Origin of the sequence: Bradyrhizobium sp. MOS002 (assembly GCF_003020115.1) — a bacterium.
Taxonomy (GTDB): domain Bacteria; phylum Pseudomonadota; class Alphaproteobacteria; order Rhizobiales; family Xanthobacteraceae; genus Bradyrhizobium.
In genome coordinates this window covers 147,189-159,062 of the sequence record NZ_PYFX01000004.1, presented here as the reverse complement: position 1 = coordinate 159,062, position 11,874 = coordinate 147,189, and the positions used below count along the sequence as shown (strand labels likewise).

Genomic DNA, 11,874 nt, shown 5'->3' with positions numbered 1-11,874 from the left:
AACTCCGCTGATTCGTTCCCGCAGTGTATCGCGTGCCGAATCGGCGCCGCAACGGGCGCCCGGCGGCGAAAATACGGTCTTCTTGCGGGGGAGTTCCGAGCCTAGCGCTCGGCGAAGGCCTTTTCGACCACGAATTGGGCCGGCTCGCCGTGATTACCCTCGACAAGCCCCCGCTCGCCGAGGAGCACGCGGGTATCCGCCACCAGCGCCGGGCTGCCGCAGATCATGACGCGGTCGTGGGCGGCTTCCAGGGCCGGCAGGCCGATATCGGAAAACAGCTTGCCGGAGGTGATGAGGTCGGTGATGCGGCCGCGGTTGCGGAAGGGATCGCGCGTCACGGTCGGATAGTAGATCAGCTGGTTGCGGATGTACTCGCCGATCAGCTCGTCCTTGGGCAGCGTCTCGGTGATCATCTCGCCATAGGCGAGCTCCTTCACGTGCCGGCAACCGTGCAGCAGCACGACCTTCTCGAACCGCTCGTAGGTTTCGGGGTCCTTGATCACGCTCAGGAACGGCGCAAGGCCCGTACCTGTGCCGATGAGATAGAGGTTGCGGCCGTCCTCGAGATTGTCGATGACCAGCGTGCCGGTGGCCTTGCGGCTGACGATGATCTCGTCGCCTTCCTTCAGATGCTGGAGCCGCGAGGTGAGCGGGCCGTCCGGCACCTTGATCGAGAAGAACTCCAGCGTGTCCTCGTAATTGGCGCTGGCGACGCTGTAGGCCCGCAGCAGGGGCTTCTCGCCGACCTTGAGGCCGATCATGGTGAATTCGCCGTTGCGGAAGCGGAAGGTCGGGCTGCGGGTGGTCTTGAAGGAGAACAGCGTGTCGGTCCAGTGGTGGACGCTCAAAACGGCTTCCTGATTGAAATTGCTCATCTCACCCTTCCGTGGCGCGTCGTGGCGGTTTTCAAGGCGGCAGCTATGCGTCGTTTGTACACGATCATTTGTATACTAATGAATAATCCGGCTTGATCCCGCGGTCAAGGCTGCCCAAGATCGGAAGCGTTGCAGTTAAGGACAAGGACCCATTCCATGGCGCATGACGCACCCCAGGCCACCGGACCCTCGAAGCTCGTGATCCGCAATATCGGCCTGATCCTGTCCGGCGCGCTGGAAAAGCCGATCCTGGACGGCGACACCATCGTCGCCGAGAACGGCAAGATCACCGCGATCGGCCGCTTCAAGGACCTCGACACCGAAGGCGCGACCACCATCGTCGAGGCCAACGGCACCACGGTGGCGCCCGGCCTGATCGACAGCCATGTCCACCCTGTTGCGGGCGACTGGACGCCTCGCCAGAACCAGATCGGCTGGATCGACAGCAATTTACATGGCGGCGTCACCACCATGATCTCCGCCGGCGAAGTGCACATGCCCGGCCGCCCGCGCGACGTCGTCGGGTTGAAGGCGATGGCCATCTTCGCACAGCGCGCATTCTGGAATCTGCGGCCCGGCGGCGTGAAGGTTCACGCCGGCGCGCCTGTGATCGAATGCGAGATGGTCGAGGAGGACTTCAAGGAGTTGGCCGCAGCCGGTGTCAAGCTGCTCGGCGAAGTTGGCCTGGGCGGCGTCAAGGACGGCCCGACCGCGCGAAAAATGGTCGGCTGGGCCCGCAAATACGGCATCCAGAGCACGATCCACACCGGCGGTCCCTCGATCCCCGGCTCCGGCCTGATCGACAAGGACGTGGTGCTGGAGGCCGACACCGATGTGGTCGGCCACATCAATGGCGGCCACACCGCGCTTCCCGACGACCAGATCCGCTGCATCTGCGAGGGCTGCAAGCGCGGCCTCGAGCTCGTGCACAATGGCAATGAGCGCTCGGCGCTGTTCACGTTGCGCATCGCGCGCGAGATGGGCGATCTGAACCGCGTCATCCTCGGCACCGACGCGCCGGCCGGCTCCGGCGTGCAGCCGCTTGGCATTCTGCGCATGGTCTCGATGCTGTCTTCGCTTGGCGACCTGCCGGCCGAGATCGCGTTTTGCCTCGCCACCGGCAACACGGCGCGCATGCGCGAATTGGATTGCGGCCTGATCGAAGTCGGCCGTTCCGCCGACTTCGTCATCATGGACAAGGCGCAGCATTCGGCCGGCAAGAACATCCTGGAGAGCGTCCAGCTCGGCGACCTCCCCGGCATCGGCATGACCATCATCGATGGTATCGTGCGCACCCAGCGCAGCCGCAACACGCCGCCGGCCGGCAGGGTGCCGGAGGTGGTGGCGAAGTGACGCGGTCGGAGCGGCTCGCCGCTCCGCGCGGTCCCCTGAAAGCATTGAACAAGTCGCCAGCCTGCTACGTCTAACGCAGGCAGTTCATTGCTGGAACGCCGAGGGAGACATGAAGAATTCGTCGCGGATTGCCGCCGGTGTTGCCGGTGCGGTCGGAGGTTATGTCGCGACCTTTGTGCTGTTTTCAGTGCTCGATCTGGGCAACCGGGCCGACCCGATCACGTCTGGTCTGTTGGCACTGTTCGTCTACTCACCCATCGGAGCGATCGCTGGCCTGGTGCTTGCCAGCTGGCTGGTGACACGTTCCGGCACAGATGCAAGCAACAGCGGTCTCGCGCGCAACAGTCTGAAGTCGCTCGGCGTCGTCGTCCTGCTCTGCGTTGCGGCTGCGGCCACTTACATGGGCGTCGCGTACATGACGGCCACGCCGTGGCTCAACCGGAACGGCGCCACTCCTCTGCTCGTCTTCGAAGTCCGGTTTCCGGCCGGCGCAACGGTGCCGAAATCACCACAAGGCATCACCATCGAATTGCAGACCGACCTCAACACCATGCCGGGCGAGTTGGACCCAGCCCGCTTCCATAGTGACGGCGATCAGCCCGTCATCGCAGGCGAGGTCGAGCTGGCGTTCCGAACCTCGCACCGGCAGCTCGCCGTCAACATCCAGGGACAGCCCAGCCGAGTCTGCCCGATCGGATTGACGGCCTGGGCTCCGCATACGCCGGAGTTCGGAACGTGGCGACGGCTCGGCGACGGCAGCGAAATCCGCTATCGCGCGAAATGGCCAGGAAAGACGTAAAGGGGATCACCGCGGTTTGGCGATCTCACAACGCACGTAGGTCTGGCGCTTCCCTTGGCCGACCGGGCTGTTGTCCATCACCAGCTTGCCATCCGCGGCAATGGAAACCCGGGGACTGGAGCGGTACTTCTCGCCTTCGCCTTCGCAGGAGAGCTTCATTTTCCAGCTCAGCTTCCCGTCGGCAGTGATCTCAGTGGCGCGGCACCGGGTCTCGTACCAAAAGAGACGGTTGCCGCCCTCGATGCTCATGCGGTTGGCGCTGTCCTGGTCGCGGCAATCCTTCTTGGTCGACGCCCAGAACCCCTCATAGGCTTGCGCCGCCAAGGCGGGAGCACACTGGCCCACCAGCACCGCGCTCATACTCAGAGCCATCGTAAACCGCGTCGCCGCTCTCATATCGAAACACCTCGACAAGACCTTCACCGAGGTTAGTCGCGGCTCACCGTAGCTTGTTCAACAGCGTCATCAGCATCTCACGCTCCTTTGCCTCGAGCGGCGCCAGCGTCTCCCGTGTGATCGCGAGCGCATTCGGCGCGACCTTTTCCGCCAGTTGCTGCCCCGCGCGCGTCAGGCTGACCAGAAGCCGCCGTCCGTCCTCGGGATCCTGGCTGGTCTCGGTCAGGCCACGCGCCGTCAAACGATCGATCACGCCCTTGATGGTCGCCACATCCATCGCCGTCAGCCGTCCAAGCTGGTTCTGCGAGCATGGCCCGGCCTCGGCAAGCTTCGACAGCGCCGCCCATTGCGTCGGCGTAATATTGGTGCCGATCTCGCGAGAGAAGATCGCGCTGTGGCGCTGCCAGACCTGGCGAAGGATGAAGCCAACCTGCTCATCGAGCACATAAGGCGGCTTTGCCGGTTTGACGCTTTTCTTCGCCGCGACGCTTCTCGCCATCCGCTCCCCGCCCCTCACAACGACAAATGCGCGTCGCGGATATCCGGACGCGCGTCGAGCTCGGCCATGGTACCCCCGAAACAGATACGGCCGCGCTCAATGATATAGGCGCGATCGGAGATCAGTCGCGCAAAATGCAGATTCTGCTCGGAGACGACGATGCTGACGCCCTCCTTCTTCATGGTCAGGATGGCATCGACCATCTGCTCCACGATCTTCGGCGACAGGCCTTCCGAAGGCTCGTCCAACAGCACCAGCGACGGATTGCCCATCAGCGTGCGGGCGATGGTGAGCATCTGCTGCTCGCCGCCGCTCATGCGGCCGCCCGGACGATTTTTCATCTCGCCAAGGTTAGGGAACAGCGAAAACAGCTTGTCGCGGGTCCAGTGCGGGGCGTTCGGGCGCTTCGGCTGGCGGCCGACTTCGAGATTCTCTTCCACCGTCAGGTCGGTGAAGATACGCCGCTCCTCGGGCACATAGCCAAGCCCATCCCGCACGATCTCATGTGTCGGACGCGCCGAGACATCCTTGCCTTCGAACATGATCCGTCCCGAGCGCTGCGCGACGAGCCCGACGATCGAGCGAAACGTCGTCGACTTGCCGGCGCCATTGCGGCCGAGAAGCGCGACAACCTCGCCCTCACCGACCTCGAAGCCGATGTCGAACAGGATATGCGCCGGGCCGTAATGACTGTTGAGATCTTGCACCGTGAGCTTCATGCCGATGCTCCCTCACGATGCCCGGCCTCGTAAAGGAGGCCCTCGCCGAGGTAGACCGCCTGCACCTGCGGATTGCCGCGGACCTCGGCCGGCGAGCCCTCGGCGATCAACGTGCCGCGGTTGAGCACGATGATGCGATCGGCGTGCTCGAACACCACGTCCATGTCGTGCTCGGTGAAGAGAACGCCGATCGATTTCTCCCGGGCGATCTGCGCGGTCAGCCGCATCAAATCGACGCGCTCGCGCGGCGCCATGCCGGCGGTCGGCTCGTCCATCAGCAGCAGTTTTGGCTGGTTGGCGAGCGCGACGGCGAGTTCGAGCCGCTTGAGATCGCCATAGGCAAGCTCGCCACAGGGGCGATCCGCGTAACCACCCATGCCGACCAGCTCGAGCAGTCGCCCGGCCTCACCGCGGTCGAAGTTCGGCGCCGAGCCCCAAAGATTGTACAATTGCTTGCCATGCGAGATCAGCGCGACCTGCACGTTCTCGCGCACCGTCATGGTCGCGAAGGTCGCGGTGATCTGGAAGGTACGGCCCACGCCCATTCGCCAGATCTCGCGCGGCTTCCTGCCGGTTGTGTCCTCGCCGAGCAAGCGGACGTGGCCGCTATCAGGCCTGTTCTGGCCGTTGAGCATGTCGAAACAGGTGCTCTTGCCCGCGCCGTTCGGTCCGATCAGCGCCAGGATTTCGCCGGCGCGCAGCGAGAAGGAGACGCCGCGCACGGCGTGGACGCCGCCATAGGATTTTGTCAGTCCTTCGACCGCGAGAAGTGGGGGGGCGACGCTCATTCGGCGGACTCGATCGGCTTGGCAAGCAAGGGTGACCCCGGCGGCGATGTCTTCCCGCGGCGATGCGCCAGCATCTCCAGCATGCCGACGATGCCCTTGGGGAAGACGACGACGATCAGAACGATGAAGCCGCCGAGCACGAGTTTTGACAGGTCGGTCTGGCTGACCAGCCAGATGTTCAAGGCCTTGTAGACGATGGCGCCGATCACTGCGCCCGACACCGTCTCGACGCCGCCGAGCAGCACCATGACAAGCGCATCGACCGAGAGCGAGATGCCGAGATTGTCCGGGAAGACGCTACCCTTGAGGTAGGCAAACAGCGCGCCGCCGATGCCGGCGGTCGTGCCCGCGATCACGAAGGCCGTCCACTGGATGCGCTTGGCGTTGATCCCGACCGCTTCGCTGCGCAGCAGCGAGTCGCGCGTTGCCCTCAGCGCATAGCCAAACGGCGAGAACACCATGGCCCGCAGCGCGATCGTCACGAGCGCCGCAACGCCGAGCGACAGCCAATAGAAATGCGATGGGCTCGCGGCCCAGCTCGAGGGCCAGACGCCCAGGATACCGTTGTCGCCGCCGGTCACGCTCACCCACTGGAACGCAATCGACCAGACGATCTGCGCGAACGCGAGCGTCAGCATCGCAAAATAGACGCCGGAGAGCTGGACCGCGAAGAAGCCGAACACGGCAGCCCCCATGCAGCCGAGCAACGGACCGAGCAACAGGCAGACGATCATCGGCAGACCCGCCATCTTGGCGAGGAAAGCGACGCCGTAAGCGCCGAGGCCGAAATAGGCGGCGTGGCCAAAGGAGGCGAGCCCCCCGACCGACATCAGGAAGTGCAGGCTGACGGCGAAGATCACTGAGATCGCGATCTCCGAGCCGACGGTCAGTGCATAGTTGCCGGCGAACAGCGGCAGTGTCGCCGCGATGACGAGCGCCGCAAGTGCAGCAAGCCGTTCATTCGACGTCAGCGGTCGCCAGGGATTGACGGTGAGGCCCGGTGTCTTGCGCGCCGGCGCCTCGGGCCTGCCGAACAGACCCCAGGGCCGCACGATCAGCACTGCCGCCATCACCAGGAAGACCAGGATGATGGAGATTTTTGGAAAGATCAGGATGCCGAAGGCGTTGAGCTCGGAGACCAGCACCGCCGCGACGAAAGCGCCGATGATGCTGCCGAGGCCTCCGATCACCACGACGACGAAGACCTCGACGATGATGCGCAAATCCATTGCATGATGCACGGCATCGCGTGGGATCTGGAGCGCACCGCCGAGAGCGGCGAGGAAAACGCCGACCGCAAACACGCTCGTGAACAGCCATTTCTGATTGACGCCCAGCGCCGCGACCATGTCGCGGTCCTGCGTCGCTGCGCGCACCAGCACGCCCCAGCGCGTGCGCTGGAACAAGAGCCAGAGAATGCCGAGCACGACCGGTCCGAGCACGATCAGGAACAAATCATAGCTCGGGATGTTCTGGCCGAAGAAGTCGATCGCCCCCTTGAAGCCAGGCGCACGGCGCCCGACCAGATCGTCCGGCCCCCAGATCAGGACGACCAGGTCCTCGACCATCAAGGTCAGGCCGAAGGTCGCGAGCAGCTGGAACAGCTCGGGCGCGTGATAGATACGCCGAAGCAGGACCATCTCGACCAGCACGCCGATCAGCGCCACCGCGAACGCCGCTATGACGATCGCGCCCCAGAAGCCGAATGCACCTGACAGGCGCTCCGTCAGCGTGAAGGCAACGTAGGCGCCGATCATGTAAAAGGCGCCATGCGCAAAATTCACGATCCGCGTCACGCCAAAGATGATCGACAGGCCCGACGCCACCAGGAACAGCGACGCTGCGCTGGCGAGACCGGTCAGAAACTGTACGACGTAAAAGGCCATCGGCGGTCCGGGTTGGGTTTCAGTGCGCTCCCCCCGCGGGGAGCGCTCACCTTGTAGGGTGGGTTAGCGAAGCGTAACCCACCGCTTCTTATCGTGCGGCATCGAAGGTGGTGGGTTACGCCTGCGGCTAACCCACCCTACGGCAGCGGAGATCAATCCTTCGGACGCAGCTTCTCGACTTCGGCATCACTTGGCAGATAGTCCGCGCCCTTCTTGTAGACAGAGTCCACCATCACGCCCTTGCCGTCCTTCAGCGCGGTCTTGCCAACATAGGCACCCAGCGTGGACTGGTGATCGATCTTGCGGAAGGTGATCTCGCCGAACGGCGACGGCATCGACAGGCCCTCCGCGGCAGCAATCAGCTTCTCCGGATCGGTCGAGTTGGCCTTGGCCAGGATCGCCGCTGCGGACTTGATGGTCTGGTAGCCGACGATCGAGCCGAGCCGCGGATAGTCGTTGTACTTGGCCTGATAGGCCTTCAGGAACGCGTCGTGCTCGGGCGTCTTGATCGAGTACCAGGGATAGCCTGTGACGATCCAGCCCTCGGGCGTCTCCTCCTTGAGCGGGTCGAGATATTCGGGCTCGCCGGTGAGGAACGAGACGACTTCGCGTCCCTTGAACAGTCCGCGGGTGTTGCCTTCACGCACGAGCTTCACGAGATCCGCGCCGAAGGTGACGTTGAGGATCGCTTCGGGATTGGCAGCGGCAACCGCCTGCACCACTGGACCCGCGTCGATCTTGCCCTGCGGCGGCCACTGCTCGTCGACCCACTGGATGTCGGGCCGCTTCTCCGACATCAGCTTCTTGAACACTGCGACCGCGGACTGGCCGTATTCATAGTTCGGCGCAATCGTCGCCCAACGCTTTGCCGGCAGCTTGCTGGCTGCTTCCACCAGCATCGCCGCCTGCATGTAGTTGGAGGGGCGCAGTCGGAACGTGTACTTGTTGCCCTTCGACCAGGTGACAGCGTCCGTCAGCGGCTCTGCCGCCAGGAAGAACACCTTCTTCTGGTTGGCGAAGTCGCTGACCGCAAGACCGATGTTCGACAGGAACGTACCCGTCAGCATCGCCACGCCCTCGCTCGACACCAGCTCGTTGGCCGCGGTCTGCGCATCTGCCGGCTTGCCGCCGTCGTCCTTGGAGACGACGATGAGTTTCTTGCCGTTGATGCCGCCGGCCGCGTTGATCTCTTCGACCGCGAGCTGCCAGCCCTTGCGATAGGGCTCGGTGAACGCCGGCAGCAACGAATAACTGTTGATCTCGCCGATCTTGATGTCCTGCGCCAGGGCCGAATGAGCCATGCCGCTTGCCAACAGCGCGAACGCCGCACCGACAAAATAGTTCTTTGCTCGCATCCCAACCTCCACTTTTCTGAAAAGATTAACGCAGTCCGTCTTCGCCCTTGATCTCCGCAACCGTCAGCCCGCCGACGCGCGGCAGCGGACGGCCGCTGTCGGTGACGGCGACCGCGACCATGATCTCATTGGCGCGCGGCGCGTCGTTGATCTGCACTTCCATGCCGTCGAAATGACTGCGCACGAAGGCTGCATCCTTGTGGCCCAGCGGAATGTCCAGCGTCGTGCCGGGTCCACTGCGCTTCTTCGACGACGGGATCAGCGCAGCGCCCTTGCTCAGCACTTTGCGCACCGGCGCGCCCATTTTCGGGTGAAGGATGGCGGCTGCATGCTCCAGCTCGCCGTTCTCGCCGACGGCCGCCGCCTTGCCATAGCTCTGCGCCTTGGAACCGTCGATGCCGAGCGCCGCCACCGCACGCTTTGACAGCAGCTCGCCGAGCTCCTCGCCAATCGCGATCAGCGGCGAGAGATCCTCGACATACTTTCCGGCAAGCGGATTCTCGATCACGGCGATTGCCGCCGCACGCCGCGTCGGCGGCGAGACCTGGCGGCCCATCTCCATCTGGGTCTCTTCGACGACGGTGACGATCTTGCGGATGATCGCGCTCATGATTGTGTCCTCAAGCCGCTTCCCTGTTCAGGCATGAACCGCGTTCTCCGCCACGAGCGGGCGCGATCGTTGCGGTTCAATATCCTTGGTCCCGATGACAAGCATATCACCACAAAGCTGCAACACGGCACCCTCGATCAATCCGCGATCGAATAATTGCCGTGCACATTCCGCGCCAGATTCGAGCGCGGTCGCGATCTCATCCTGCGACAATTCACTGACGTCTCGGGTCACGAGCCGCGCGCCGAGATCGGTGTCGGGCTGAAGTTCGTTCGCAGGTTTTCGGATGATAGCGGGATGCCCCGGCAAATCGACGGCATTCGCGATGATCGTCGCGGCGGCATCGGCCTGCGACGCTGATCCCGCCAGCACGGTCACCGCATCGGCAATCCCGAGCGAAAAGCTGCGGCCGTGCCGCCCGCTGGTCGCAATGCCGCGCACGGGATCATCGACATCCACCCTGATTGTCCGCATCACGCCGTCGCGATCAGGCCGGTCCATCAGGCCGACCGAAAAATGCTCGCCCTCGCCGAGATGCAGGGCGATGTCGCCGCCATTGTTGACATAGGCCCGATCGAGCGCCGCTGCATTCAGCATTGCGCCGAGAATCTCCTCCGCCACACTGCCGGCCACAGCAGCCATCGGCGTGATGAAGCCGTCAGCCGCATAGGGCGTCACCGCAGCGTGCATGCGACGCGCCACAACGCCTTTCAACGAGGTCCGCTCCTCGACAGCGGTCCGCAGCTCGGGCAGTTCCGCGCAGAGCTCGTCGAGAAGCCCGGTGAACCGTTCGGCCGCAGCCTCATAGGCCGCGCGCACTGCGTCGGCGGTCCCCCTCGCCTCGACGACCAAATCAATCGGTCCATCCTGCAAATGCAGCCGCCGGCCGTCAGACAGCAACGCGATTTGCGGGAGCCTTGTCATGCCCGAGGCCCCGGAATCGGGTTCTGCCAGGGCAACTGGCGGACATCGTCGCCACCCTGAACTTCGGAGAGCGGTTTCACATAATCCATGTGCCCGCCGAGCGCCGCATAATCCGACAGCTTCATCGTGAATTCGATCGGCGCGACCAGCGCGGGTGTCGGCACGTAACCGAACGCCCCCGCCGGCATCTGCGTCACGTCGACCATGTAGGTGATGCCGCCACCCGGCCAGACATAGACCGGTGCACCGCCACTGGTGACGCGCGTCAGCGCGTCCTTCACCGAGCGCGTCAGCCGCACCGGATTGTCGGTCACGCCGGCTCGCAAAGAACCACCGGCACCCGCCATGAACAGCACCGTGCACAGCGCCGGCTCGCAATTCTCCTGAATGCGCTCGACCGAAAACTTGAGGTCGTCAGGCATCTCGGTCTCGACCGGCTTCAAGGCCTCGTCGAGCACGTAATAGGACGAATGCTCGCCGGTCGTGGAGACCATCAGCATGGAAAGACCAGCCCTGGCTTCCTTGGCGTCGAACGGTCCGAGGATTGCGAGCGGATCGGAGATATTGGTGCCGCCCCAACCCGTGCCGGGATCGGCGACCTGGAAATAGCGGCCGGGCGTCGAGCGGCGCCCTTTCATCTTGATGCCGGTGTCGGCAATGTCGAGCAGCTTGCCGGCCTGGTGCTCCGAAAGCACGCCGGTGATATGGTCGTCGACCACGACGACCTCGTCGACCTTGCCGTGCCATTGCTTGGCGAACATGCCGATCGTGGCCGAGCCGCAGCCGACGCGCATGCGCTCTTCTTTCCTGCCGTTGACGATCGGCGGCTGGCCGGCCTGCACGACCACGCTTGCGCCGCCGTCGATGGTGAGCTCGACCGCCTTGCAATTGGCGAGATCCATCAGCGTGTCGCAGGTGACGCGACCTTCCTTCTTGGAGCCGCCGGTCAGATGATGCACGCCGCCGAGCGACAGCATCTGCGAACCGTATTCGCTGGTGGTGACATGACCGACCGCCTCGCCTTGTGCACGGACGGTTGCGGTCTCCGGCCCGAGATAGCGGTCGGTGTCGATCTTCACCTTGATGCCGCAATAGGAGAAGATGCCTTCGGTGACGACAGTCACCATGTCGACGCCGTCGACCTCCGCGGAGACGATGAACGGCGCCGGCTTGTAGTCGGGATAGGTCGTACCCGCGCCAATCGCCGTCACAAAGGTTGAAGGCTCGTGGACGATCTTGCCGTCCCAATCTTCGGTGCGGCTGAACGGGACGAGCTTGCCGCCATGCGAAACGGTACGCTCCAGGATCACATGCGGATCGACGCGGACGAGCTTGCCGTCGTGGTTGGCATAGCGGTCGCAAGCGCCCGCCGCGCCCGGCTTGATGTAGCACATCACCGGACACGCATCGCAGCGGATCTTGTCGGTGGCAGAGTTGGTTGTTTCCATCACCATGTCAAAGCCGGCGGACACCGCGGTTATCATTCGTATACGAACGATGTTGCGCGCGCTCCGGAGTGCTGTCAAGCGGCGGTGCGGCGCAAAAGATGCGCCTGCCGCATAAAGCCTCATTTGCCTATCCGCCCTGTCCACAAAGAAGGCATTCGCGCTGCACTGCGGCATGCACGGCTTGCACGTTTGTGTACAAACGGTATCGTCGCAACGTAGATT

12 protein-coding genes are annotated in these 11,874 nt (G+C 63.9%); 2 read left to right on the top strand and 10 right to left on the bottom strand.

Features of this window, described 5'->3' with window-relative positions:
• Positions 1–101: 101 nt before the first annotated feature.
• The gene (locus tag C7G41_RS13640; protein WP_106943076.1) at positions 102–875 is read right to left on the bottom strand and encodes a ferredoxin--NADP reductase; all 774 of its coding nucleotides are present in this window, start codon (positions 873–875) and stop codon (positions 102–104) included.
• A gap of 156 nt (positions 876–1,031) precedes the next feature.
• On the opposite strand from C7G41_RS13640, the gene C7G41_RS13635 reads away from it, so the two are divergent.
• Both C7G41_RS13635 and C7G41_RS13630 read left to right on the top strand, forming a co-directional pair.
• Entirely contained in the window at positions 1,032–2,228 is a 1,197-nt protein-coding gene (locus C7G41_RS13635; protein WP_106943075.1) for an amidohydrolase family protein, read from the top strand.
• A 109-nt stretch (positions 2,229–2,337) separates the two neighbouring features.
• A complete protein-coding gene (locus C7G41_RS13630) occupies positions 2,338–3,027 on the top strand; it encodes a hypothetical protein (protein ID WP_106943074.1) in 690 nt (229 codons plus the stop codon).
• A 6-nt stretch (positions 3,028–3,033) separates the two neighbouring features.
• Here C7G41_RS13630 and C7G41_RS13625 read toward each other — a convergent pair whose 3' ends face one another.
• The 9 genes from C7G41_RS13625 to C7G41_RS13585 all read right to left on the bottom strand — a co-directional run bounded on the left by C7G41_RS13625 (position 3,034) and on the right by C7G41_RS13585 (position 11,658).
• On the bottom strand, positions 3,034–3,423 hold the full coding sequence (locus tag C7G41_RS13625) for a hypothetical protein (protein WP_106943073.1): 390 nt from the start codon (positions 3,421–3,423) through the stop codon (positions 3,034–3,036).
• Positions 3,424–3,466: 43 nt separating this feature from the next.
• Positions 3,467–3,922, bottom strand: coding sequence for a MarR family winged helix-turn-helix transcriptional regulator (locus C7G41_RS13620; protein WP_106943072.1), 456 nt, complete (start codon positions 3,920–3,922; stop codon positions 3,467–3,469).
• Between the two features lie 14 nt (positions 3,923–3,936).
• Positions 3,937–4,641 (bottom strand): ABC transporter ATP-binding protein, encoded by a 705-nt coding sequence (locus tag C7G41_RS13615; RefSeq protein ID WP_027569464.1) that lies wholly within the window; start codon positions 4,639–4,641, stop codon positions 3,937–3,939.
• Positions 4,638–5,429, bottom strand: a complete 792-nt coding sequence (locus C7G41_RS13610) for an ABC transporter ATP-binding protein (RefSeq protein WP_106943071.1) — start codon at positions 5,427–5,429, stop codon at positions 4,638–4,640. The genes C7G41_RS13615 and C7G41_RS13610 overlap by 4 nt, the downstream gene beginning before the upstream one ends.
• Positions 5,426–7,315, bottom strand: a complete 1,890-nt coding sequence (locus C7G41_RS13605) for an ABC transporter permease (protein ID WP_106943070.1) — start codon at positions 7,313–7,315, stop codon at positions 5,426–5,428. The genes C7G41_RS13610 and C7G41_RS13605 overlap by 4 nt, the downstream gene beginning before the upstream one ends.
• Before the next feature lie 152 nt (positions 7,316–7,467).
• The gene (locus tag C7G41_RS13600; protein ID WP_106943069.1) at positions 7,468–8,670 is read right to left on the bottom strand and encodes an ABC transporter substrate-binding protein; all 1,203 of its coding nucleotides are present in this window, start codon (positions 8,668–8,670) and stop codon (positions 7,468–7,470) included.
• A 25-nt stretch (positions 8,671–8,695) separates the two neighbouring features.
• Positions 8,696–9,280, bottom strand: a complete 585-nt coding sequence (locus tag C7G41_RS13595; RefSeq protein WP_106943068.1) for an amino acid synthesis family protein — start codon at positions 9,278–9,280, stop codon at positions 8,696–8,698.
• Positions 9,281–9,307: 27 nt separating this feature from the next.
• A complete protein-coding gene (locus tag C7G41_RS13590) occupies positions 9,308–10,204 on the bottom strand; it encodes a UPF0280 family protein (protein ID WP_106943067.1) in 897 nt (298 codons plus the stop codon).
• The gene (locus C7G41_RS13585; RefSeq protein WP_199198432.1) at positions 10,201–11,658 is read right to left on the bottom strand and encodes a 6-hydroxynicotinate reductase; all 1,458 of its coding nucleotides are present in this window, start codon (positions 11,656–11,658) and stop codon (positions 10,201–10,203) included. The genes C7G41_RS13590 and C7G41_RS13585 overlap by 4 nt, the downstream gene beginning before the upstream one ends.
• Between the last annotated feature and the right edge of the window lie 216 nt (positions 11,659–11,874).